General features: G+C 28.3%; 24 protein-coding genes. 4 read left to right on the top strand and 20 right to left on the bottom strand.

What is annotated here, in order from left to right:
• Positions 1-5: 5 nt before the first annotated feature.
• The 4 genes from ptb to cdaA form a co-directional block, all read right to left on the bottom strand.
• Positions 6-917: a phosphate butyryltransferase gene (gene ptb, locus M4I33_RS07545; RefSeq protein WP_194191732.1), complete on the bottom strand. Its 912-nt coding sequence runs from the start codon at positions 915-917 to the stop codon at positions 6-8.
• Positions 918-1,138: 221 nt separating this feature from the next.
• Positions 1,139-2,734 carry an NAD(P)/FAD-dependent oxidoreductase gene (locus M4I33_RS07540; protein ID WP_257916216.1) on the bottom strand — a complete coding sequence of 532 codons (1,596 nt, stop codon included), beginning with the start codon at positions 2,732-2,734 and terminating at the stop codon, positions 1,139-1,141.
• 9 nt (positions 2,735-2,743) lie between these two features.
• A complete protein-coding gene (locus M4I33_RS07535) occupies positions 2,744-3,997 on the bottom strand; it encodes a YbbR-like domain-containing protein (RefSeq protein ID WP_257916215.1) in 1,254 nt (417 codons plus the stop codon).
• Positions 3,967-4,824, bottom strand: a complete 858-nt coding sequence (gene cdaA / locus M4I33_RS07530) for a diadenylate cyclase CdaA (protein WP_257916302.1) — start codon at positions 4,822-4,824, stop codon at positions 3,967-3,969. The genes M4I33_RS07535 and cdaA overlap by 31 nt, the downstream gene beginning before the upstream one ends.
• 157 nt (positions 4,825-4,981) lie before the next feature.
• On the opposite strand from cdaA, the gene M4I33_RS07525 reads away from it, so the two are divergent.
• Together M4I33_RS07525 and M4I33_RS07520 are read left to right on the top strand one after the other, a co-directional pair.
• Positions 4,982-5,968, top strand: coding sequence for a hypothetical protein (locus tag M4I33_RS07525; RefSeq protein ID WP_257916214.1), 987 nt, complete (start codon positions 4,982-4,984; stop codon positions 5,966-5,968).
• Between the two features lie 65 nt (positions 5,969-6,033).
• Complete coding sequence (locus M4I33_RS07520) at positions 6,034-6,648, top strand: cell wall hydrolase (RefSeq protein WP_257916213.1); 615 nt, start codon at positions 6,034-6,036, stop codon at positions 6,646-6,648.
• A 64-nt stretch (positions 6,649-6,712) separates the two neighbouring features.
• Here M4I33_RS07520 and M4I33_RS07515 read toward each other — a convergent pair whose 3' ends face one another.
• From M4I33_RS07515 to M4I33_RS07455, 13 genes are all read right to left on the bottom strand, one after another.
• A complete protein-coding gene (locus M4I33_RS07515; RefSeq protein WP_257916212.1) occupies positions 6,713-8,173 on the bottom strand; it encodes an NADP-dependent glyceraldehyde-3-phosphate dehydrogenase in 1,461 nt (486 codons plus the stop codon).
• Positions 8,174-8,373: 200 nt separating this feature from the next.
• On the bottom strand, positions 8,374-8,676 hold the full coding sequence (locus tag M4I33_RS07510) for a hypothetical protein (RefSeq protein WP_257916211.1): 303 nt from the start codon (positions 8,674-8,676) through the stop codon (positions 8,374-8,376).
• A gap of 499 nt (positions 8,677-9,175) precedes the next feature.
• Positions 9,176-10,411 (bottom strand): sensor histidine kinase, encoded by a 1,236-nt coding sequence (locus M4I33_RS07505; protein ID WP_257916210.1) that lies wholly within the window; start codon positions 10,409-10,411, stop codon positions 9,176-9,178.
• Positions 10,411-11,139, bottom strand: a complete 729-nt coding sequence (locus M4I33_RS07500; RefSeq protein ID WP_257916209.1) for a LytTR family DNA-binding domain-containing protein — start codon at positions 11,137-11,139, stop codon at positions 10,411-10,413. The genes M4I33_RS07505 and M4I33_RS07500 overlap by 1 nt, the downstream gene beginning before the upstream one ends.
• Positions 11,140-11,287: 148 nt before the next feature.
• A complete protein-coding gene (locus M4I33_RS07495) occupies positions 11,288-11,434 on the bottom strand; it encodes a cyclic lactone autoinducer peptide (RefSeq protein ID WP_194191722.1) in 147 nt (48 codons plus the stop codon).
• Positions 11,406-11,993, bottom strand: a complete 588-nt coding sequence (locus M4I33_RS07490) for an accessory gene regulator B family protein (protein ID WP_257916208.1) — start codon at positions 11,991-11,993, stop codon at positions 11,406-11,408. Before M4I33_RS07490 ends, M4I33_RS07495 begins: the two co-directional genes overlap by 29 nt.
• Before the next feature lie 245 nt (positions 11,994-12,238).
• Positions 12,239-13,789 (bottom strand): nitrite/sulfite reductase, encoded by a 1,551-nt coding sequence (locus tag M4I33_RS07485; protein ID WP_257916207.1) that lies wholly within the window; start codon positions 13,787-13,789, stop codon positions 12,239-12,241.
• Between the two features lie 166 nt (positions 13,790-13,955).
• Entirely contained in the window at positions 13,956-15,134 is a 1,179-nt protein-coding gene (locus M4I33_RS07480; RefSeq protein WP_257916206.1) for an ankyrin repeat domain-containing protein, read from the bottom strand.
• A 147-nt stretch (positions 15,135-15,281) separates the two neighbouring features.
• On the bottom strand, positions 15,282-15,944 hold the full coding sequence (locus M4I33_RS07475; RefSeq protein WP_257916205.1) for a TVP38/TMEM64 family protein: 663 nt from the start codon (positions 15,942-15,944) through the stop codon (positions 15,282-15,284).
• A 291-nt stretch (positions 15,945-16,235) separates the two neighbouring features.
• Entirely contained in the window at positions 16,236-17,414 is a 1,179-nt protein-coding gene (gene iadA / locus M4I33_RS07470) for a beta-aspartyl-peptidase (protein WP_257916203.1), read from the bottom strand.
• A 22-nt stretch (positions 17,415-17,436) separates the two neighbouring features.
• Positions 17,437-18,675, bottom strand: coding sequence for a tetratricopeptide repeat protein (locus M4I33_RS07465; protein ID WP_257916202.1), 1,239 nt, complete (start codon positions 18,673-18,675; stop codon positions 17,437-17,439).
• Positions 18,676-18,681: 6 nt separating this feature from the next.
• Positions 18,682-19,212, bottom strand: coding sequence for a chromate transporter (locus tag M4I33_RS07460; protein ID WP_257916201.1), 531 nt, complete (start codon positions 19,210-19,212; stop codon positions 18,682-18,684).
• Positions 19,213-19,749, bottom strand: a complete 537-nt coding sequence (locus tag M4I33_RS07455) for a chromate transporter (protein ID WP_257916200.1) — start codon at positions 19,747-19,749, stop codon at positions 19,213-19,215.
• Positions 19,750-19,945: 196 nt separating this feature from the next.
• Between M4I33_RS07455 and M4I33_RS07450 the strand changes: the two genes are divergently transcribed.
• On the top strand, positions 19,946-20,608 hold the full coding sequence (locus M4I33_RS07450) for a ferric reductase-like transmembrane domain-containing protein (RefSeq protein WP_257916199.1): 663 nt from the start codon (positions 19,946-19,948) through the stop codon (positions 20,606-20,608).
• A gap of 112 nt (positions 20,609-20,720) precedes the next feature.
• Here M4I33_RS07450 and M4I33_RS07445 read toward each other — a convergent pair whose 3' ends face one another.
• The 3 genes from M4I33_RS07445 to ptsP form a co-directional block, all read right to left on the bottom strand.
• The gene (locus tag M4I33_RS07445; protein WP_257916198.1) at positions 20,721-21,446 is read right to left on the bottom strand and encodes a methyl-accepting chemotaxis protein; all 726 of its coding nucleotides are present in this window, start codon (positions 21,444-21,446) and stop codon (positions 20,721-20,723) included.
• 33 nt (positions 21,447-21,479) lie between these two features.
• The gene (locus M4I33_RS07440; RefSeq protein ID WP_257916197.1) at positions 21,480-22,757 is read right to left on the bottom strand and encodes a cache domain-containing protein; all 1,278 of its coding nucleotides are present in this window, start codon (positions 22,755-22,757) and stop codon (positions 21,480-21,482) included.
• Positions 22,758-23,021: 264 nt separating this feature from the next.
• A complete protein-coding gene (gene ptsP / locus M4I33_RS07435; RefSeq protein ID WP_257916196.1) occupies positions 23,022-24,638 on the bottom strand; it encodes a phosphoenolpyruvate--protein phosphotransferase in 1,617 nt (538 codons plus the stop codon).
• Positions 24,639-25,110: 472 nt separating this feature from the next.
• Here ptsP and M4I33_RS07430 point away from each other — a divergent pair.
• A partial coding sequence (locus tag M4I33_RS07430) for a quinolinate synthase NadA (protein ID WP_257916195.1) occupies positions 25,111-25,449 on the top strand: 339 nt, incomplete at its 3' end.

Here is a 25,449-nt window from a genome sequence, read left to right as displayed (position 1 = left end):
ACTGTCTATCTTTTTAATGATTCTGCAACTAATGCTGCAAGTGCTATTGAGTTTACTTTAGTTTGGAATGAATCAGCTCTTGAAGTTAAGATAACTGGTGCTGATGTTCCTACTAATAATCCACCATTTCTTGAAGGTGCTGTATAAGTTAAGCTTTTGTACATAACATTTGCAACTTCTATGTTTGGTAATAATAATATATCAGCTTTACCTGCAACTGGTCCTGTTATACCTTTGTGGTGTGCTGCTTCTTCTGAAATAGCATTATCTAAAGCTAAAGGTCCATCTACTATACAACCTTTAATTTGACCTCTTTCATTCATTTTTGAAAGAATTGATGCATCTATAGTTGCTGGCATATCAGGGTTTACTACTTCTACAGCACAAATTGGTGCTACCTTTGGAAGTTTTAAACCACAAGCGTGAGCTACTGTAACTGCATTGTTTATGATTTGAGATTTTGCTTTTAAATCTGGGAATGTGTTAAATGCAGCATCTGTTAGATATATTAGTCTATCTATTCCTTCTATTTCAAAAACTGCTACGTGAGACATTAACTTTCCAGTTCTTAAACCTATTTCTTTATTTAAAACGCTTCTTAAGAATGTAGCTGTATCTACTAATCCTTTCATTACCATATCTGCTTTTCCACTTGAAACAAGTTGAACAGCGAATAGGGCAGCTTTTTTAACATCAGGCTCATGAATTATTTCAAATTTAGTTAAATCCATTCCTATTTTATCAGCTAATTCTTTTATTTCCTCTTTGTTACCTACTAATATAGCATCTGCTATCCCTTGTTCTTTTGCTGATTTAACAGCTTCTAAAACAGGTTCATCTTGCGCAACTGCTACTGCTACTTTTTTAATTTTAACCTCTTTAACCTTTGATAATAAATCGTCAAAATTTTTACTCATTGTAATACCACACCTCTTGATTTTCTTTATATATTAAATATTTTTTGAACTATAATCCATTTTTTCAATAAAATATCGTTAATTTTATAACGAAATACATATACATTGTATCAGATTTTTTATCCAAAAGCCAAGTTTTCAGAAAATTTAATTGAATATTTATTTATAAAAATAAGCTACCTCAAAACAAATATTTGTTTTGAGGTAGCTTTATATAAATGCTATTTTTTAAATTCTTCCATTATTCTTTCAGAAACTTTTATTCCGTCCACAGCTGCTGAAATAATTCCTCCAGCAAAGCCTGCACCTTCTCCTGTAGGATATAATCCTTTAGCACTTACGCTTTGAAGCATCTTATCTCTAGGCATTCTAACTGGGGCTGATGTTCTAGTTTCAATCCCTGTTAAAACTCCGTCTTCCATATCGTAACCCTTTATCTTTTTACCAAAGAAGACTATTCCTTCTTTTAAACATTCAACTACATCTTCTGGAAGGCAATTTTTAAGTTCTCTAAATTCGTATCCAGGTTTATAACTTGGAATAACGCTTCCAAGTTTAGTTGAGTTTCTATCATTTAAGAAGTCTCCTATAAGCTGTATAGGTGCTTTATAGTTCCCTCCCCCTAGTTTAAAGCTAAGTTCTTCATACTTTCTTTGAAACTCCATACCTGAAAGAGGATGATCTCCTGAAAAATCCTCTGGTCCTACAGTTACAACTAAAGCTGAGTTTGCGTTATCTAAATCTCTTGCGTGATAACTCATACCATTTGATACAAGTCTTCCTTCTTCAGAGGCTGCAGCTACTACAACTCCTCCAGGACACATGCAAAAAGAATATACTCCTCTATTATGCTTTTCACTTTGGTACGTTAATCTGTAATCTGCTGCTTTAAGCCTTTTATGATTTGCATATTTTCCGTATTGACTTACGTTTATTATCTCTTGAGGGTGCTCTATTCTAACTCCTACTGCAAAGGCTTTTTGCTCCATCTCTATCCCATTTTCATATAGCATTTCGTACGTATCTCTTGAACTATGTCCGATAGCTAAAACAAGGCAGTTGCATTCTATAGTTTTTCCGTTTACTACTATGCTTTTTAATTCACCATTTTCTACGTTAACTTTTTCTAATAAAGAATTAAAATGAACTTCTCCACCTAAAGATTTTATTTCTTCTCTTATATTTTTAACTACGTCTTTTAATATATCAGTTCCAACGTGAGGTTTACCTTGGTATGCAGTCTCTTCCGGAGCTCCATTTTTAACCAATTCTTCTACTACAAACTCACATCTTTTATCTTTTATTCTAGTTGTAAGTTTTCCATCAGAAAAGGCACCAGCACCTCCCTCTCCGAATTGTACATTTGAATTAGGAATAAGCTTTCCTTCTTTCCAGAACTTTTCTACTGTCTCTGTTCTAGTATCAACATCTTCTCCTCTTTCAAAAATTAAAGGCTTATATCCGTGTTTTGCTAAAGTTAGAGCTGAAAAAAGTCCTGCTGGTCCAAGTCCTATTACAACAGGTCTTCCCTTTATTTCTTTATCTCCATAAATAAATGGTTCTATTTCTTTTTCTTCTTCAAAAATTATAGAGTTATTTTTTAGTTTTGATACTATCTTTTTTTCGTTATCACATTTAACTAACACTCTATAGTTAAACTTTATTATATCTTTTTTTCTAGCATCTATACTTTCTCTTATTATTTTAAAATCCTTTATATCCTCTTTTTTTATTTTAAGCTTTTTTGCTGCTTTTTCTTTTAAAAGAGTTATATCTTCATCTATATCTAATACTATATTGTTTAATTTAATTGGCATAAAATTCTCCTATCTTTTAGGTTCACTTGATAATTCCTTTTCCTTATCAGGTTTATTAACAGTGAAACTTACTTTATCCACAGTTTTTATAGTTATATTTTTATTTTCTGTGACTAATTTCACTACAGGTTCTATATCAAATGTCCCTGAATCTTTGTAGCTACTTAAATCTACAGTAGCGGTAAGGTCTTTTTCACCTACAGTATTTATGTAGCTATCTAAACCTTGTATTACTACTTTTGTAGTAGTTCCTTGATTTGTTAATGTTAAGCCTTCACCTAGTCCAGTATAATTTACAGAAATATTTAATTCTTTAGTTTTAGGTTCTTCTTTAGTTACACCTAAATTAATATTTACTGTATTTTGACTTACTTTAACGTTTGGAGGAATTACAAGATTAACTTTTTTACTTACATCTATAGTAATATTACTTAAATCTATTTTCTCTGTTTTTATTGATGATATAGCCTCTAAATCTTTATTTTCTCCAAATACTTGAACTGTACTTTTTGAAAGTTCGCTTTTACTTAAAGAGTATCCATCAGGTAAATGTCCTGTGTAATCTGGGTCAATATTTACAACTTTTCCTTTACTAACCTTTATATTTAAAGTTCCTTGAGTATCATTTAGGCTTACCCCTTTAACTAGATTTCCGTCTTCGTTTAAAGGCTGCAAGCCAAAGTTTTTAGTCATATTTTCGTTTACTTCATTTACTTCTCCAATCATACTTACAGCACTTACACTGTTTACAGCAGATTCTGGACCTGAAACAGTAACTGTTTGCTCTGTTGGAGTTACTGAATCTTTGTAAACACCATTTGCAAAATTAACATTTACGTTTGATGTTACTTTAAATTTTTTAGTTTCGTACGATTCTAAAATAATTTTTATACTTTGCGTTTTATCACTTTTAACATTTATGTTACTTGGCATATCTTTTATTTCTATAGGAACATTGTTTTCACCCTTTTTAAGTGCATACTCTCCTAAATCTGCAACTAAATTAAATTGATCTTTATTAACTGAATAAAGTTGATTTGCATCACCTTCTAGTTTTAAATCTACTGTAAAGTTTTGATTTGGAGCTATAGCTAAATCATAATCTTTTAAATGTTCTGTGTTAGTAAGCTTTACTGGCACATTTTTTAAAGTGTATGTTTGAATTGGGTTTTCAACGTTAGTTACATATATCCAAAGACCAAAAGATAATAAAAGGCATATAAGTTTAATAATTATTTTTTCCTTTTTATTCCCCTTATCCATGTCTTCACCTTCTCACTAGCATTTTTACTTCTTTTTTCACTTCTACTATTCATTATGCTTACTAAAGTAGTTTTTAATTTATTACCGTCATAATTTCTAGTAAGCCTTCCATTCATAGCTAATGATATAGTTCCAGTTTCCTCTGATACTATTATAACTAAAGCATCTGAATTTTCTGAAAGACCTATACCAGCTCTATGTCTAGTTCCTAATTTTTTATTAATTGCGTTATTGTTTGTAAGAGGAAGTACACAGCCTGAAGCGTATATCCTATCTCCTCTTATTATTGTAGCTCCATCATGAAGTGGAGTATTTACAACAAATATGTTTTCAAGAAGTGCCGAACTAACTTCAGCATCTAAAATCGTACCTGACCCTAGTATTTCTCCAAGACCTGTTCCTTGTTCTATAACTATTAAAGCACCAGTTTTAGTTTCTGCTAAATCTTCTGTTGCTGTAACTATCTCATCTACTAATTTATCTCTATATTCTTTAGTCATTCCTGCTGTGTGCATATCATCAAATGCACTTCTTCCTAAATGTTCTAGTGCACGCCTAATTTCAGGTTGAAATATGATTACAACAGAAAGCACACCTATAGTTAAAGTCTTATTTAAAATAAAGTTAAGCATATTAAGATGTAATATGTAACTTATAGGTATAAGTATAACTATAAATAAAATTCCTTTTAGAAGTTGTTCTGCTCTAGTTTCTTTTATTAGTATATAACCTTTATAGAAAATATAAGCAACAACTAAAATATCTAATACAGACCAAATTGATATATTTTTTACTGAATTTAAAGTTCCTAAGAAAAATTCCTGCATTAGTTTCACCTCTTCTCCATTTAAATTATACAACAAAAAAGCTTACCTTACACACATATAGAATTACTTTTTTGTGGCTTTTTATAATATTCTTTTACTTTAATGAATATAATTTACAAAGTTACGTTTGTTAGATTATGAAAAGGGGTGGTAAACTTTGGAGAAAATATCTAAAAAGTTTTTAGAACTTAAAAATATCATAAAAAGCTTTCTATCAAAAAATAAAAAGCTCTCTACTATTTTGTGTGTCGCTATACTATTACCTATAGTATTATTAATTTTTACAAGTTTTAGTCCTACTAATAGAAATTTAAAAAAACTAAATACATTAGCAAATGAAATTAATTTAGCTAACGATAATTTAAAATTAGCTATAAATGATAATAGTATAAATCCAGAGATTTCAAAACAAGTTCTTTCTTCTAATTTAATTGAACTTGAAAGAATTAAAAATGAACTAAGCACTCTAGATTTAACTTCACTAGACACTACTCAAAAAGCTATATTAAAAACACTTGATACAAACATTAACCTTTTTAAAATTTCATTAGAACTATATACAAACCCAAAAACTTCTAGGTTAGAAGATAAAATTAATGAGTATAATAAAAATCTTGATTCTTTTTATAAGGAAGTAGAAAACATAAGTAAACTTGGAGTTAAAAACATAATTTCAAAGGATTCAGAAAGCTTTTTCAAATTTACTAAAACATACTTACAAACTTTACTTGAAATGAATAACTTAACTCAAATAAATAATGATACTAAAAGAAACTTCATTACATCTTTAAATGGAATTATAACTAATTTCAACAAGATAAATGAAGACTTAAAACCAGCTATAGAAGATATATACAAAAACAACAGATCTTTAGATACTCTTATTACTGATATAGAAAACAAAAAAAATACTTTAAATAAAATAAAAGAAGAATATTTTTGTTTAAGTATTCCAGAAGATGCACTATCACTTCAGAAATCTATAGAAAATTTAATAGATATCTATGGACTTTATATAACTGAACTTAAAGAATCTATCTCTTCGTCTTTAGAATCTTCTATAAATGCATGCTCAAAATATGATGATTTTTCTAAGCTTTATGATAAATTTTTAAAAGATTTAGATAAATATAAAAATAGTTAAGTATAAATTTAAATAAATATGGCAAGACTATCAACTGGACTGGGTTATTAAAGAGGAGGTTTTTTATGAAAAAATTTTTCAGTCTTTTATTAACTTATCTAGTTGTATCATCTTGTATTACAGCTGAAGCTATATCTTTTGTAGCACCTCATTTCAGCTTTTCAAGCATTACAAACGAGAAGTTAAATATTAAAAATGAAAAAATTATAGAAGGTGCAAAAAGTACTAACGTAACTACAACATCTTCAAAAAAAATTGAAAAAAATTTAAAAGAGGATATTGAAGTTTTTAATCACAACGGTTCTTCCCTTGAGATTACAAAAGCAGATATAGACCTTTTAGCTAAATTAGTATATTGCGAAAGTAGAGGAGAACCTTTTACTGGAAAAGTAGCCGTTGCATCAGTTGTACTAAATAGAGTTACAAACCCTAAGTTCCCAGATACTATAGAAAAAGTTGTTTTCCAAAAAAACGCGTTTTCTTGTGTAATTAACGGTAAGTTAGTGGCTAAGCCTGACCAGTCTTGTTACGATGCAGTTTACGAAGCTATTAGAGGTAAAGACCCAACTAATGATGCTCTTTTCTTCTATAATCCATCTATTGCAACTTGCACTTGGATGAAAGAAACGTCTAAGAAAGATTCCAAAAAAATTGGTAATCATACTTTCTTTAAACAATAAAATTCACCTAAATAAATGGTGCTTAAATTTTAGATTAACCTAAAATTTAAGCACCATTTTTATTTTACATTTCTAAATTTATAACTGTTACCTTAGGTCTAGACATAGATTCAATTGAGTATCTAATCCCTTGTGTTCCCATACCTGATGATTTAACTCCTAAGAATGGAAAATGGTCTGGTCCTCTTTCAGTTTTGTTGTTTACTTGAACAGTACCTACTTGTAGTTTGTTTGCAACATAAAATGCTTTATTTATATCTTTTGTAAATACAGAAGATTGAAGTCCATACTCTGATTCGTTTGCAATCTTTATTCCTTCTTCTACATCTTTAATTCTTATAATAGGAAGTACAGGTCCAAAAGGCTCTTCCCAAGCAAGTCTCATATCTGTAGTGATGTTATCAAAAAGAGTTGGGTAAATTAAATTGCCTGTTCTATTTCCGCCAAGTAAAAGAGTTCCTCCCTTTTCTTTAGCCTCATCTATTAATCCTTCTACAAAATCAGCTGACTTCTTATCTATTAAAGGAACTATTGTGCATTGCTCTTTTAATGGATTTCCAACAGTTAAAGCTTCCATTTCTTTTTTAACCTTCGATACTAATTCATCTGCTATACTCTCTAAAACTAAAACTCTTTTAACTGCTGTACATCTTTGTCCTGAATAAGAAAATGCACCGCTTACTATATTTTTAGCTGCTAAATCTAAATCTGCATCTTCTAAAACTATAGCTGCATCTTTTCCTCCAAGTTCCATTAAAAGTGGTTTCATTTCTGTTATTTTAGAAATTCTCTTACCAACTTCACTACTTCCAGTAAAGTTAACAAAATCTATTTTAGGATGAGTTACTACGTAATCTCCAATTTCACTACCTCTTCCTGTAATAGTATTTAAAACTCCACTTGGAACTCCAGCTTCATCAAATGCTTTTGCAAGATAAAGCCCTGAAATACTTCCCTGAGTTGCAGGTTTAAATACTACTGTGTTTCCTGCCATAAGCGCTGGTGCTATTTTTGAAGCTGCTAAATTTACTGGATAGTTAAATGGTGATATAGCTAAAACAACTCCTAAAGGTTCCCTAGTTACTATTGAGATTTTATCGTTTTTAAATCCTGGGAATGAATCTCCTGGAAGTGACTCCCCTTTTATATTTTCAGCTGTATCTGCTGTAAATCTTATAAAGTCAGCTGTTCTTTTTACTTCTGACATTGAACTCTTTTTATCTTTTGCTATTTCAACCATAAGAACTTCTGCAATCTCTTCTATTCTCTCTTCTAAAAGGTCTGCTACGTTATGAAGTATTCTTGATTTTTGATTTGTTGGCATCTCTCTCCATTTAATTTGTGCATCAACTGCTATATCTATTACTTTATCGACCTCTTCTTTTGACATAGCTTGAATAAATCCTACTGATCTATCATCTACTGGAGATTTTATTTCGATTCTTTTTTCATTTGAATCATTCTCCCATTTTCCGTTTATTAAATTACCAAAATACATTTTATTATCTTCTTCTCTATTAAACATATCCTCACTCCTTTTTTATATTATTTGATATTTAACTAATATTTATAACCGTCATCTCTTATAATTCTAATTAACTAATAATTTTTATTAATTATAACACATTATTATCAAAAATAAATAAAAAAAAGGTTAAAGTTTTGAAAAATAAAAAACTTTAACCTTTAATATATGTATTGATTTTTTAGTATGTAGTTATTCCCCTATTTTAATTTCTTTAAAATACCATTATATAAGTATTCTAAATATGATGTATCTACACCATTTACTTTTAATCCGTTTATTCTAGTTATAGCACTATTTAACGATTCTTTAGCATCATTTAAATCTCTTTGTTTTATACATCTACTTGTATATTCTAATAAGTAATCTATCTTTAAAACTTCTTTAGCTTCTATTTCCATACCGTTATTCACTAAATCAAGAATTAAAGAATATATTTTAGGGTTAGTTTTATCTCTTGCGCTAAACAATAAATCATTGTTTTTGCTTGTTTTCTTTGCCATAATTTCCTCCTTAAATATTTTTCTTTATTTAAGTTTACCCCTTATAAGAAATTAAGACAATATTTATAAAAACTCCCCCTTAATTAAGCTCTTTTCTCTGTTTGATGACTTAATCTAATTTATGAAAAAAACCTCTTCTAAACCCCACGTAACCCTAATATATTCTTTTTCATGTCCATAGTTAGTGATACAAGTAAAGTCCCCACTCTACTTTTTATGCCCCCACAGCATAATATGCAATATCAACCCTTTCTAACTATTTAAACACAATAGACTTTAAATCCCTTTAACCCCATAAAACACGGAATAAATCAATATCTTATATGTATTTGATTTATTTTACATAACCTATTTTACACTCTATAACAAAAAAAACTTAACTATCAGTTCAAAATATCAAATTCACTCATATATTTACATTTAAAATAATTTCATACATAATTTCGTAACTTTATTCATATTATATACAAAAAAGAGTAAGATTTTCATATCCTACTCTTTAAATAAATACTTCTATTTTTATACAATCTTCTAGAGCTTCTATAAGAATATCTCCTTTTGATTTGTTTACTATCTTTTTAATATTATATAAGCCGTACCCTCTGTTAGCTCCCTTGGTAGTTATTCCTTTATTTATAGCATTTAAAGCTTCTATTTTATTTATTATTTTATTACTAACGCTTATGTAATGCTTTTTACTTGGTTTTAAATAACGACTCTCTATATTTACATAAATCCAAGGATCTTTTATCGCCTCAACAGCTTCAATAGCATTATTTAATAAATTACTTAAAAGCACAACTAAATCCATTTGATCTAGTTTTATGTCATTTAAATTGTCTGTTACATCATATATTATTTCTATTCCTTTTTCCTCAGCAACAGACATTTTGCTATATAAAACAGCTTTTAAAATAGTATTATCTATATATAATAAATTATTTAAATGATTATTATCTTTTATGTTTCCTATATATTTGTTTATATTTTCTTTTATATCTTTTTCATCTGAAATATTTATTATTGAATATATAGTGTTTAGGTGATTTTTGTACTCGTGTTCATTTGCTCTAAGCTTTAAAATATATTCATCAAATATAGGTTTAAAGTCATTTTCCATCTGTAATCTATTCTTTTCTTTTAATTCTCCTGTTATAGTTATAAAAAGATTAACAGTAAGTGTTATAAATATTAGTATATAAATTGTCATTTCAACTACTAATCTACTTCCAAGCAGACCTTTATCATTTAAAGATTTAAATAATAAAAAGACCAATATACTGTTTATTAATATGTTCACTACAACTTTGCTGTTTTGCATTTTAAATATAGATTCTAATTTATTAGAAATATCTATCCTGTCTAAAATATACCCAAAAACTGTCCACATAATTATAGCTAAGGCTAAAATTATCCACTGGTTATAAACCTCTAAAAGATTTGCAGATGCATATCCTATTAGCTCCCCTAAAAGCATAACTGTAGTTGAAAATACTACATCTATAATAACTTTAATTAAATCATCTTTAGTCACTTTATAAAGTATAAATGAAATTAAACTCATTATAATGATTATTCCCATATTATTATAATATTTTAAAAAGTACTCATTTAAAAACATTATGAATATAGATACTGGAAAAAAAACTAATAAATATTTAGTCTTCTTTTCTCCAACAATTATATTTCTAAATATAATTGTAGTTAACATCTCAAGTATTGTTACTATTGGCATTACTCTATACCCCATTTTTCATAAACAATTTCTTTATAATTACTACTAAGTTGTGCTTTTTTTTCTGTATTTGTAAAATATACATTACTTAATTTAGCATATACTTTTTCTATTTTATTTATATATTTTACATTTACAAGGTATGATTTATGGGACCTTAATATATTTCCGTTTACACACATATTTAATATGTTGCTTAAAGTTAAATTTTTACTTTCAAATGTACCTTTAATTGTATGTATAACAGACTTTCTATTTAAATACTCAACAAATATTATCTCTTCTTCATATATCTTTATAGATACTCCAGACTCTACTGGAACAATCAAAAAGTTTCCATTATCTGAAGGAGAAGTGTTTACTATCTTTTTATGAAATGTGTCTATTATATTTTTAATATCTTCTTCATTAAAAGGCTTTATTAAAACATCATAACAATGGGTGCTTTTAAATGCTTCTATTATCTGTATAACTTGAGTTGTTATAAATACCATCCCTACGTGTTCATACTTTTCTATCTTTCTTATATTTTTTGCAAATTCAAGCCCTGATCCGTCTGGTAAATTTATATCTATAAAAAACATATCTATCTCGCTATTCTTTGCTATTTCTTCTGCTTCTCTTATAGTTGATGCCAAATAGGTTTTTATGTCTATATACAATCTTTCTATAAGCTTCGATAAATTTTCTCTTTGTATTTTTTCATCTTCTAGTATTAAAACCCTCATCGCGTTTCCTCTCTTTATTGCTTTTAAATACAATTTTACCTATATTATACACCACCATAGTTTAAATTCCAACGAGATAAAGGCTAGTTCCATATAATAATAGAACTAACCTTAAATATAAATATGTTTCTTAAAAATAATATAAATTTTAAGCTTCTTCTTTTACTCTTTTTGGTAACTCAGGCTCACCTATAATTCCATAGCAGTAATTGCTTAATGCAACATTTGCAACTAAAAGGCTTAAAACTCCCATATACTTTGCAACATTACTCTTTAATCCTAATTTCTTTAACATTTTCCTCTCTCCTCACTTTTAAATAATCTAATATCATAATAGACTCAGTTAAAAAAACTAAGCTATATAAACTATTGAACCAAAAACCAGTTAATAAAAGGAACCCTCCAGCTGTAAGAATTAATCTAAGCCTTAAAAATAAATTTTTTCTCTCATCATTTCCACTTTTATCTAACTTAGTTTTATATTTAACGGTACTTAGCACATACATTATTATCGCAATACAAACGTAATTTACAATAATGGGGATATTATGTATTTTAGAGGATACAAAAAATAAAAACATATATAAAATTGTACTCTTAAAGAGGCAGCCCATTAAGCTTTTAGCATGAGTTCCCCCTATAGCTGTCCTTATTGTAAATAATAAAGCTGTTACAGTAAAAAATTCTATACCTTTTCCTATAAAAATAGATAAAATCATAATTATAGTTAATTTAAAAGTCTCTCCAATTATAGTTTCAAGACCATATCTTATATCATCTATTTTATATTCATCTGTGATTCCTAATTCATTTTTTATAAAATTAAGATTTTTATTTACTACCCACTGTATCATTTTAAATCCCCCTATTTAAAAACTATTATAGATTCATTTACAAATTATTTATGAATTATGTATATTCTTATCTTTTTCAATCATATTCTTCATTTTAATCTACTTTAATACAAATTTTTAACCACTTTATACTTATTTTATGTTTTAAGTAAAAATATTACGTTAATATATTTATCTAACCACTTTATTGTTGATTTTATTTCCTATACAAAAAAAGAGGTAGCTTAAAGCTACCTCTTAATTAATTAAACTAAATATTTTTTTGTTATTTCTTCAAACTCTGGTTCGTTTTCTTTATACCAAGTTTCAAATCTAACATTCTTTTCTTCTAATGCTTTATATAAATCATAAATATAGTTTGGAATCTCATCTTCTACTATATCTCCATAAACTTTTGCAAGCTTAGTTTCACCTAGTTTAAATGATCCACCTACATGTAATTCAAAACATTTTTTAACTTCATCGTTAACTCTTTTTGATTTACCAGTAAATCCGATTTCTCCAATTTCGTGTACTCCACAAGAGTTTGCACAACCTGAAATATGGATTCTTGGTAATAAATCTTTAGTTACATCTTTCTCTTTTAAAAGATTCACTATATTATTTAATAAACCTTGGCTATTACATAGACCCATTTGACAAACAGGAACTCCGATACAAGAAATAGATTGCATTACATCAATCTCTCCACCTTTGTTATTAGTTAATTCTAATACTTTTATAGCTTCTTCTCCGTTAAGATTTCTTATATACATTCCTTCTGTCATCGCAAATCTATAATCAACATCTTCCATATCTTTAGTTAAGTCAATTATCATTTTTAAATCTTCTGTTTTTAAGATTCCTCCGATTGGATGGAAGTATACGCTATATAAACCTTCAGTTTTTTGCTCTACTAATCTTTTATGTTTTATGTCTGTTTTAATTCCTTTTTTAGATATATTTACAGGTTCTACTTTTATAGTAAGATCTTTTCCTTTTAAGACTTCTTCTAAATGTTTTTTATAACATTCTTTAAAAGCTTCGTCTCCCATTCTATCTGCTATATATCTAATACGAGCTTTACCTTTATTTTTATAATCCCCTTCAGCCATGAAAAGATTTGTCATAGCTTCAACGTGATATATTATTTCTTCTGGTTTTACTATTTCATCAAACTTAACAGCAGTTCTTGGATTTCTACCAAGCCCTCCTCCTATATATAATGAAAATGCATCTTCGCCATTATTGTTTATAGCTACAAACCCCATATCAACTGCTGTACAATGAGCTTCATCATTCTCATTGCTAGACATTGCAATTTTTAATTTTCTTGGTAATTTGTAAGTATAAACCTTACTAGCTATATGATCATTTATCGCTTTTGCATAAGGCGTAACATCAAATGGTTCATCCTTTAAAACTCCTGCAAGTGGTGACATTGCAACGTTTCTTGGGAAGTTACCTCCACCGCCTCTTGTTATTATTCCATAATCTAAAGCTTCTTCCATTACATCACAAACTTCATCTATTGTTAAACCGTGTAATTGAACTGCTTCTCTTGTTGTTGGGTGAACCGATTCTAATTTATATCTTGTTGCCCACTCATAGATTTTGTTTAAATCTTCTTTTGAAGCCATTCCTGATGGAGTTTTAATTCTTATCATAAAAGTTTCTCCACCTCTATGAGCATAAGCTCCCATTCCTCCAGATATAGCTTTAAATTGTGCTACATTTAGTTCTTTATTTACGAATTTATGACCTTGCTCTCTAAATTCTCTTATTTCTTTCCTTAGTATCTCTTTTAATTCGCTCACGTAAATCACCTCTCCTTTTGTAATTTTACTATTATTTTGAAATAATAAAATGATTTATTTCTTATAGTACTTATAGGTAATTACCTATAAGTATTTTAAAACGATTACTTTTTCATTGTTTAAAATAATGCTAAGATTTTATAATCTTAGCATTATCTAAATATACCTATATCATACTCTCTAAAATACCTTCTTGATTTAAACCTAATTTTTTAGAAACTAAGACGCCCTTAACTAATGATGCTCCATTTTTTATAAGAGCTAAAAGCAGTTCATCTTTTACTATTTTTTCTACTTTATATCCTAATAAATGCGCAAGCACAATATTTATAGGAAGGATGGATTTTTCTTCACTAATATAATTTATGTCACATCCTCTTTTAACTGCGTCATTTATAAATTTTATTCTTTCTTTAATCTTAGACCTACCTGTAACTGCATAATGTATAGGTGTTCCAGATCTTTCAAAAACTATATTTTCTCCATCATTATACTCTTCCATAATTTCTTTTGCAATTTTGAAATACCCCTTACTAATGCTCCATTCTAAGGCTGATATCTTCTTATTATCAACTATCTTAAAATCGCAGTTGTTTTCTAGTAGTATTCTAACTATATCTAGTCTTTCCTCTTCTGTTATATCTAAAGGATTAGTAACAGCCCAAATAAGAGCTGTATTTCCTTTTGTATCTTTTTCGTTAATACTTGCTCCAGATTCTAATAAATAATTTACCATATCTATATTTCCGTATATACAAGCTACCATTAAAGGTGTCATTCCTTGTTTTGTTTTACTATCAAGTTCCATCCTAAAATTAACCTCACTCCAAATCATCTCATTAAACAACTCTTTTCTTCTACTCATACAAAACACGTGTAATAATCCTTCAGAAACACTATTTTTATACTTTATATCTCCGCCATTATTAATTATTTCTTTTATAATATCTAAATTTGAATGTGCAACGGCTCTCATAAGTGGAGAATACGGGTCTAATTTATCTTCTTTATTTACATCTGCACCTAAATCTATTAAATTTTTAACTAATTCTAAATCATTTAATATTATTGCAGATTTTAATGGTGTTACTCCTAAGTTATTAAATTTTAAAGATTCGCTATTTATATCTGCACCATTTTTGCATAAAATATTTATAATTTTTATAATATTATTTTTATTTTCTACATCGCTTTCTTTATTAAAAATAAAAACAGCATTATTAAGTAATTCATAGCCTAGCTTATCTTTTAAATTTAAAAAATCACATTCATCTATTAAATTTTCTACTTTCTTTATATCCCCTTCTTCTATTGCCTTTTTAAATAAGACTTCTAAATTTCCCAATACTATATCACCCCTTTTAAATTTTTATTTAAAATAACTATTACTATATTCTTATAAGATAATAAGCTTATTTATACTTTATTTTTAAAATTATTTTAAATATAGAAAAAGCTCTAAGATAAAACTAAATTTATCTTAGAGCTTTTATTATTTCTTTCTTTTATCCATAATCTTCTTAGAGAATATTACTCCGCAAAGTAAAAATAACATTGGAATAATAAATTGCGGTGAAAGAGGATTACTTATATTCTTTCCTATTATTGAATAACAAATAGTTTCAGGTAATACTCCTAGTAAAGAAGCTAATATAAAATCTTTATATTTAATCTTAGTTAATCCACAAGCATAACTTAAAGGGTCATAAGGTAAAATAGGTGGTAATCTTAGTAAAAATAAAATCTTAAATCCATTTTTCTCTATATTATCATCTAATTTCATAAACTTATTTCCAAGAAACCCTTCAACAAAGTTTCTTCCAAGATATCTTGAAACAAAAAACGCTATTGTTCCTGTTATAAAGAAACCTATCATAGTTAAAATAAACCCTTTAACAGGTCCAAACACTATACCACTAACTATCGCCATAACGTTTGTTGGAACTACAAATAAAAATGGCTTTATAACATAAGATAGAAGATAAATAGCTGCTGCATACCCGCTTCTTTCTTTAATAAATGTACATATTTCATCTACATTTAAGCTTTCAATAAACTTATAATGATCTCCTATAAATAAAACAGCAATTACAATTATAGATATTAATATAATAAACTTAACCTTATTTGCTGTAGTAATCTTTTTCTTCTCCATCAATTTTCCACCTTTTATCCCCTTCTAAACTATCTATACTTTATATAAATTAGCACAGTTACACTTTACTGTAAATGAAAGATAAACAAACTTTATATTTTTTAAAATTTATTAAGAAATCTAAAGATTAGTTATCTAATTAATATGAAATTAAAAGGTTTACTATATCAATTTTATCTATATTTTTTAATAAATAGTATATTATTCAAATAATGTGTTTAATTTTATTAGTCTTATAATCTCCAAATAAAAAAATAGGTAAGATTTACTATAAATCTTACCTATTTTTCTTTATTTATTTTCAAAAGTTCCAAACACTACAGGTTTACCTTCTGAAACCATTATTTTTCCTCTTGCTATAACTGTATTTATATCTAAAGTATCTTTATCTACTATAACTAAATCTGCATCTTTTCCTTTTTCAATACTTACCTTATTAGAAAGCTTTAATATATTTGCTACGTTTTTAGTTATAGTACTTATAGCTTTTTCTATCTCTATTCCTTCACTTAAAATAGAATCCCTTATTTCTCTATAAAGAGTTTCTACACTACATATCCCCATGCCTATAAGCTTTCCACCTTCATCAAATACAGGCATACTTCCATTCCCATCAGAAGAGAAAGTTATCTTTTCTATCTCTACGCCCTTTTCTAAAAGGTATTTAAAAGCTTTAGAAGGTCTAACTTCATCTTTTTCTAAGTGCTCTATATCAGCACTAGAAGTTATATCTAAAGAGCCACCTCTCTTTGCCCAATCTACTCCTGATTCTAATAGTTCTTTTGTCCTACTCATATGAGTTGGAAGGATTTGATCTGCTGGAATTTCACTTTGATTTAACATCTCAAATAAAAAGTCCATCTTTCTTGCACCGCCACCTAAGTGAACGTTAACTATTCCAGCTTTCCCTGATAAAAGTCCTCCTACTCTAGCTTGAGCTACTAGATTTATGAATTGGTCTAGTCTAGGTTGAGTGCTTCTGTTATCTGATAGAGCAATTTCTCCAACTCCTATAACTTCTTCTACAAGCATTAAATCCCCTTTAATGCTTTCAGTCATAGTTTGAACTGGAACGTCGTAAGAGCCAGTGTAACAAAAAGCTGATATACCTTCTTCTTTTAAAGCCTTAACCTTAGCTACTACACTTCTCATATCTCTACAAACGCTATCTGTTCCTCTACACCCTACAACAGTAGTTATTCCACCTTTAGTTATACTGCTTAAATCGATCTCTGGAGTTCTAGTTTTAAACCCTCCTTCTCCGCCTCCACCTGTTAGGTGGATATGAGAATCTATAAAGCCTGGAAATAATAGTTTTCCCTCTCCTTCTATCTCTTCAATCTCTATAAAATCTTTAGGTATATCTATCTTTTCATAAATCCCTTCGATTTTATCATTAACTATAACTAAATCTCTCTTACCTATAAATTTCGGACTATAAATTTCAATATTTTTGATTACCTTTACCATAGTATATATCACATCCTAAACTTTAGTTTTCTAATATCTTACTTATTTTATCGTTATTATACATAGAATTTGCATATTTATCTTTAATTATTCTTGCATATAATTTGCTATCCTCTATATTAGTCTTCTCGTTTAATAATGCTAATCTATATAGAACTTCATCTACATAAGTTCCATCGCTATAATATTTATAATACTCTTCTAAATACTTTATAGCTTCTTTATTATCTTTAAGTTCACTTTCTGTTACTCCTAAATAATATAGAACATGCTCGTTTAAATAAGTACCTTTAGAATAAGGAAGTGCTATTAAAAATTCATCTAGTGCCTTTTTATATTCTTTGTCATTAAAGTATTTTTGACCGTTATCATAAAACTTTTGAACGCCTTCATCTTTTAGTTCTTTTTTAGCTTTATCGTATAATTTTTTATCTTTTCCATTTAAATTATCTATATTTAAATCTCCTAAGATACTTGCCATACTATAATAATCATTATTTTTTATTGCACTATTTAATTTATCTGTATCTAAAGCATTTTCTTTATTTACTTCTTCTTTTTTATCTTCAGTAACCTTTTTCTCTTCCTCTTTACTTTGAACCTCTACTTTATTCTCTGCAGTTTCTGAAGGTAAGTTTGCTTTAGCTTCACCTTTAGTTACCATGTTGTATATTCCAAAACCCCCACCAGCGAGTACCGCTATTAAAAATGTAATTATGTATATTTTTTTATTACTCTTTAGACTTTTATTATCGCCATAAATTTCATTTATCTCTTTTATCAAAGCTTTTGCTTCTTTATAATTTTTATCCACTATTAAAGCTTCATTTAAGTATTCTTTAGCTTCTTTTGGCATTCCCTTTTTTAAGTAGCATTTTCCTAAAGCTGTATTAACTTTTATAGTGTTAAAATCACTTTTTTTACACCTATTAAGTAGCTCTATAGCTTTATCTATCTCGAGTTTCTTTAAAAGAAATTCTGAAGTTTTATAAAGTTCTACTTTTTCTCTATCATTTATAGAATCTTTAATATAAGATTTTGCCATATCATTATCATTGAATTCTCTATTTATATTCCAAACTGTTATAGCATCATCTAGCATTCCTCTTTGATATAAAATAATACCTTTTAAATTTAAAATCGCTTGATTTTTAAGACTTTCTGCCATAGCTTTTTCACATACTTCTATAGCTTTATCTAATTCACCTTCATCATGGTATTTTACGGCTTTATTATAAAGCTCCCCCATTTTTCTACTCATAGTTTATTAAAATCCTCCGTAAATAATAATTCCAAGTATAGCTGCTATCACTATACTAAGTATCGGATGTATCTTTGTTCTAAATAATATAAATCCTACTATAACCGTTATTATTATAGCTTTAAAATCAACATATGCTTCTAGGGCTAAGTCGTAAAAAGCCTGTATTATAAGGGCAATCAAAACTGGCCTCATAGCTTGCAAGGCTCCTTTTAATACCTTAGACTCTTTAAATTTGTCCATAGCTTTAGACGCAATACTAACTAATACAAACGACATAAAAACAACACCTATAGTCGCAAAAGCTGACCCTAAAACTCCGTCTACCTTATACCCTACAAATGTTGCAGAATTTATAGCAACAGGTCCTGGAGTCATTTGGGATATCCCTATGATATCCATAAATTCATTACTGCTTATCCACCCGTGATTTGTTATAATCTCTCTTTGGATAAATGGTATCATAGCATACCCTCCACCAAAGCTTACTGCTCCGATTTTTAGGAAAGTAAAAAATAAATTTAATAATAATCCCATCTACTCCACCTTACCTTTTAAAAATATCGCTCCAAAAATAGCTGCAATTATTATAACTACTATAGGATTAATTTTAAATATTATAAGTGCTATAAGAGAAATAACAAATATAATTATATTTCGCTTATTTTTATCTACACCTTTAGCTAAACTTACAACTCCTGTTAAAACTAAAATTGGAACAGCAGCTGATATACCTTTAAATGCAAGATTAACATAATAATTAGATCTAAATTGCATAAATACAGTAGCTACTAACAATATTATTAGAAACGAAGGTAGTGCAACTCCTAAAAGTGCCATAACAGCACCTAAAACTCCCCCTATTTTATAACCGATAAATATAGATGTATTTACAGACATAGCACCTGGTAAACTTTGTGCAACAACAAGCATATCCATAAACTCATCTTTACTTACCCATTCATTTTTCTCTACTACTTCTTTTTCTATAATAGGAATCATCGCATATCCTCCCCCGAAGGTAAATGCACCTATTTTTAGAAATGAAACAAACATCTTCAAAACTTTTTCCACAGTTTCTTCCTCCTGGGCTTTAATTTATAAACATATTTTAACACAAAAAAGCAGCTATTAAATTTTATTTTAGGTGTAACCATAACTATTAATTCTTTTATTATTTTTTAAATTCTAATATTTTACATTGACAAGGATATCATAAATCAATATTATAATATTGATAATTATTTTCATTTAAGGAGTTGTATCAATTATGTACTTATTAATATCATTAATAATAGTTAGCTTCTTAAGTTTAGTTTTCGAAAAACAAATTAAACTTAAGAAGAATCTATTATTCTTTATTTCAGCAATCATATCATTATTAGTATCAATTTATGAAATAATAAAAATCTCAACTGGATTTAAATTATCTGGGTTTCCCTTTGTTATAGAACGTTCTTTTATGAAGGGTTTTATTTCTTTATCTTTCTTTATTCTTGTAATGTTTGCAGGTGCTCTTAACAAAAGGTTTGAAATAACTAAAAGGCTTTTAAGAATACGTGCAGAACTTGCAATAATAGCCTCTATTCTTTTATTACCTCACGGAATTATATACCTTTATAAATTTTTAATAGCTTTTATAAATAAGCCTAATTTAAGTCCTTCTTATATATCCCTAATAGTTATAGGACTTATAGCTTTTATTATTATGATTCCATTATTTATAACATCATTTGATAAATATAGAAAATCCTTAGGATATAAGAAATGGAAATCTATTCAGAAGTTTTCTTACCTTTTCTTCTTTTTAAGTTATGTTCATATAATGGTTATTTTATTATTTAGTAAAAAGATAGATATTTTCAGCTTAGCACTCTATAACTTGATTTTCTTATCTTATACTTTTTTAAGATTACGATTAAGACAAAACTAAAAGCTTGCCAAAATTTTTGGCAAGCCTTTTATTAGTCTTCTAATTTGAATTTTGATATTAATTCTATAAGTTTCTCATTTCCTTCTTTTGACTCGTCAGATAACCTTTTTACTTATTGCGCTTTAACTGAAATCTCATTTGATTTTTCAGCTATATTTGTAGTTCCGTTTGCGCCTTCTGTTGAAGCTTTAGATATATTATCTGAGACCTCTACCATTTCTTTTATTGCAAGTACTATTTGATTAGATGCATTATCAAATTCATCTACCATATTCTTAACAAATTCAGCATCCTCATTATATTTATCTGTTGCATTTAGCATAGTCTCATAATCCTTTTGTACGTTTATATTTACAAATTCCATCATATCATTTGCGCTACAAGAAAGGCTTTTTACTGATGTAGTTACTTTTACTATTATTTCTTGTATCTTTTCTACTGCTTCTTTTGAGTTTTCTGCTAAATTCCTTATTTCATCTGCAACTACTGCAAAGCCTTTCCCAGCTTCCCCTGCTCTTGCAGCTTCAATTGCTGCATTAAGTGCAAGTAAGTTTGTTTGATCTGTTATTTGCATTATAGTTACTGCTAAACTTTTAATTTCTTCTACTGATTTTGCTTCTTCTAAAGCAGATTCAAGGCTTTGTTTGTTATCATTATAAACATTAACTCCATCTTCTCTTGCTTTTAAGAAGTTTTCTTTTAAATTATTAGCTCTAGATTTAATATCCATAGCTGCTTTAGCTCCAAAATGTGCTTTTTCAGCTATAGTCTCTACTGAACTTTCAATTTCGTTTGTAGTTGCAGTCATCTCTTCTGTAGATGCTGCCGTTTCTTCCATCCCAGCTGAAAGCTCTTCTGTAGTAGCTACTACTTATTCAATGCTTTCGTTTAAATCACCTATATTAATAACAGTTTCATAAACTGAATTATCTAACTTTTTAACTTCTTCTTTAACCCCTATAACTAAATCACTTATATTTTTTCGCATCTTTTCTAAAGATTTACCTAAAACCCCTATTTCATCACTTTTATTTAAAAGAACTTTTGGAACATCTTCTGTAAAATCTGCATCCCCTAATTTTTCTAAGTAGTTCGCAGCTATAGTTACAGGTTTTATCATTTTTCTAACTATAAAAAATACAGCTAAAATCATTAATGAAACTATTATTATATTTACCGAAACTAATATCTTAAATAATTTATTATATTCAGCTTTATAATTTTTTTCAGGTACATTCGCTAAAAATGCCCAGCTGCTATTTATGCCCTTTAGTTTCATAGGTGCATATGCAGAAAGCACTTCTTCATTTATTTTTGGATCTACGCTTAACGTCTCAAATATTTTATCTTCTTTTAACTTTTCTAATATATTTTTATAATCTGGTTCAACTTCACTTAAGTTTTTCCCAATTATATCTTTATCATTACTGTCTGCTATTATAGTTCCTTTATCCGTTATTATTGACGCAAACCCTCCCATAGGTTTCGCCTCGTTAACTATATTTTCTATCTTGCTTAATTCTAAATCAACTCCAAGTACTCCAACAAACTCTTTATCTACAATTATAGGTATGCTTAAAGATACAATAGATTTTTCTTCCCCAGAAAAATTGTATTTGTAAGGTTCTGATAAAAATGCTTCCTTTGTCTTTTTAGGAACTAAAAAATAATTTCCTGTTCCTTCTTTTTCGAAATCCTCGCATCTTTCTAGTGCTATGTTGTTATCTTTCCTAACTGCATAAGGTATAAACCTTCCAGTTTCATCTGAACCTTCTTTATTTTTATAATTTTTATCTTTGTTATCGAAAGCATCCTTTTCCCAAACAGTATATATTCCAAGAATACTATCATTATTAGAAAGAGTACTTTTAAGTAGCTTTATAACATCATCTCTACCTAAGTTATTATCTTCTTTTGCAAAAATTAATGTTTCCCTTATAGATTCAAGTGATGCTTTTGACATCAATAAAGTGTCCTCAATTTCTATTGAATAAGCTTTAGCTACTTGCTTTGCTTCTTCTCTAGCTTGTTTAAAAGAACTTTGTTTTACGTTTTGAAGAGAAATCTCTCCAAGTATTATTACTCCTACCAGTGTTACTAAACCTATTATTATACTTAGTTTAGCTGCTAAATTTAGTTTTTTTATCAATTCATTTCCCCCTAAAAGATAAGTTTTACTCTTATTTTTCGTCATTTTTCTACAAAACTATAATCTTTTTAAGGTTTTTTATGAATTTTTATTTTATTTTTTCAAAAAGCCATCTTTTTTTAATACTTTTATAAATTTCACCTACTTTTAAAAACTATTTACTAATTTAAATATAAAAGTTTCTATCACAAGTATATCTAATTTACTAAACGTAAAAAAACACCTAGGCTTTAGCCTAGGTGCTTAAAAGTTATATAAATAATATTATTCTTGTTCTAATATTATTTTCTTAGCTCCTAAGATTGATGAAGCACTCATTGAGAACTCATCTAATCCATATTCTACAAGTGTTGGTATAGCAGCTTCATCTCCTGCCATCTCTCCACACATTCCTACCCATTTACCGTGTTTGTGTGCACCATCTATAGTCATTTTTATTAATCTAAGTACAGCTGGGTGCATTGGGTTGTAAAGGTATGAAACCTTCTCACTCATTCTGTCTGCAGCTAATGTGTATTGAATTAAGTCATTAGTTCCGATTGAGAAGAAATCAACGTGCTTAGCTAACTCGTCAGCCATTACAGCAGCAGCTGGAATTTCAACCATTATACCCCATTGTATTTCTTCTGAGAATTCTTTTCCTTCTTTTCTTAATTCAGCTTTACACTCATCAACAACTTCTTTAGCTTGAAGGAATTCTTCAAGTCCTGAAATCATTGGGAACATTACGCAAAGATTTCCATAGATTGAAGCTCTAAGTAAAGCTCTTAATTGAACTTTAAATATATCTTTTCTATCTAAGCAAAGTCTGATTGCTCTGTATCCTAAGAATGGGTTCATTTCTTCTGGTAATGGTAAGTATGGTAAAGTTTTATCTCCACCGATATCTAAAGTTCTTATTACTACTTGCTTTTTCATGTTTTCTAAAACATATTTGTAAGCTTCGTATTGTTCGTCTTCAGTAGGTGCGCTATCTCTATCCATGTATAAGAATTCAGTTCTGAATAATCCTACACCGTCTCCACCGTTAGCTATAACACCTTGTACGTCTTCAGCTTTTCCTATATTTCCGCAAACTTCTACTCTCTTACCTGATTTAGTAACAGTTTTTACGTCTACAAGTTTTCTAAGTTCTTCTTGTTCTTTTAAGAAAGTTTCTCTTTTTGCTTCGTATTCTTTAATAGTAGCTTCATCTGGGTTTATTATGCAAATACCTTCAATACCATCAACTATTATTGAATCTCCTGTTTTAACTGAAGAAGTTATGTCTCCTAAACCAACTACAGCTGGAATTTCTAGAGTTCTAGCCATGATAGCTGAGTGAGAAGTTCTTCCTCCGATGTTAGTTAAGAAAGCAACAACTTTGCTTCTATCTAATTGAGCTGTGTCTGATGGAGTTAAATCTTCTGCAACTACTATAGTGTTACCTTCAGTTATTGCAAAAGCATCTCCGCCTTTACCAGCTAAGTTTGCTATTATTCTTTTTGAAACGTCTTTAATATCTGCTGCTCTTTCTCTCATGTAAGCATCATCCATTGATTCGAAAATCATTACGAATGTATTAGTTACATTTTCTACAGCTTTCATAGCGTTAATTGAATTGTTTTCTATTTCTAATGCCATTGCTCCAGTAAATTCTGGGTCATCAAGTAAAGTTATGTGTGCTTCGAACACAGCCGCCTTTTCTTCTCCCATTTCTACACTAGCTTTAGCTTTTATTTTTTCTAATTGCTCTTTTGAAGAGTCTAATGCCTTTTGTAAGTTTTCTTTTTCTACTGCTATATCTGAAACCTTTGCGTCAGTTATAACTATCTCCTCATGCTCTTGTAAGAATACTTTTCCTATTGCATATCCTTTTGAAGCAGCAATACCTTTTTTCATATCTAAATCCTCCTTAATTATGTTCCTATTCAAATAAAATTTAGGTACATAAATTAATTACTATCCAAACTGATAATAATTCTTATGATAACCTTTTACATATCAAGTACAACCATTGTAATTATATCATAATTTATATCTTTGTTAACACCTTAGAGTATAAATTTTACTAAGTAATTTGTAAATTTTTAATACTGATGTATATTTTTTTCATCCTATTTTTTATGATTACTAAATTTTTGAAAATATTAATTCCAATTAATTTAATAAAATATATTTTTTTCTATCTTTTCTTATAATTACATAAAAACATTTTCATTAATCCTTTACATTTTTTATTATACCTTTAAATTGCCCTACTGTGAGAATTTTATGAAAATTTGTTCAACCATTAATTGTATTTCTGATGTAAAAATGTTATTTTAGTGTATATACACCTGTAAACTATAAAAATTTCTAGGAGGATTTTTTCATGGATAATATAACAAACCAAATATTAAAATTAAAGGATGAAAATGACATATTGATTTTAGCTCACTACTACGTAAGTCCAGAGATCCAAAAAATCTCAGATTTTGTTGGTGATTCCTATTATTTAAGCAAAATAGCATTAGAAAGACCTGAAAAAACTATAGTGTTTTGTGGGGTATCTTTTATGGGAGAAAGTGCAAAGATTTTAAGTCCAAATAAGACAATAATACTACCGAATCTAGATTCAAAATGCCCTATGGCAGATATGATATCTATCGAAGAAATTAAAACTATGCGTGAAAAATATTCTGACCTTGCAGTTGTAACTTATATAAATTCT

This window comes from Clostridium sp. LY3-2 (genome assembly GCF_024705715.1).
Classification (GTDB): Bacteria; Bacillota; Clostridia; order Clostridiales; family Clostridiaceae; genus Clostridium.
The sequence above is the reverse complement of the archived record's forward strand: the minus strand, read 5'-3'. Positions and strand labels throughout refer to the sequence as shown.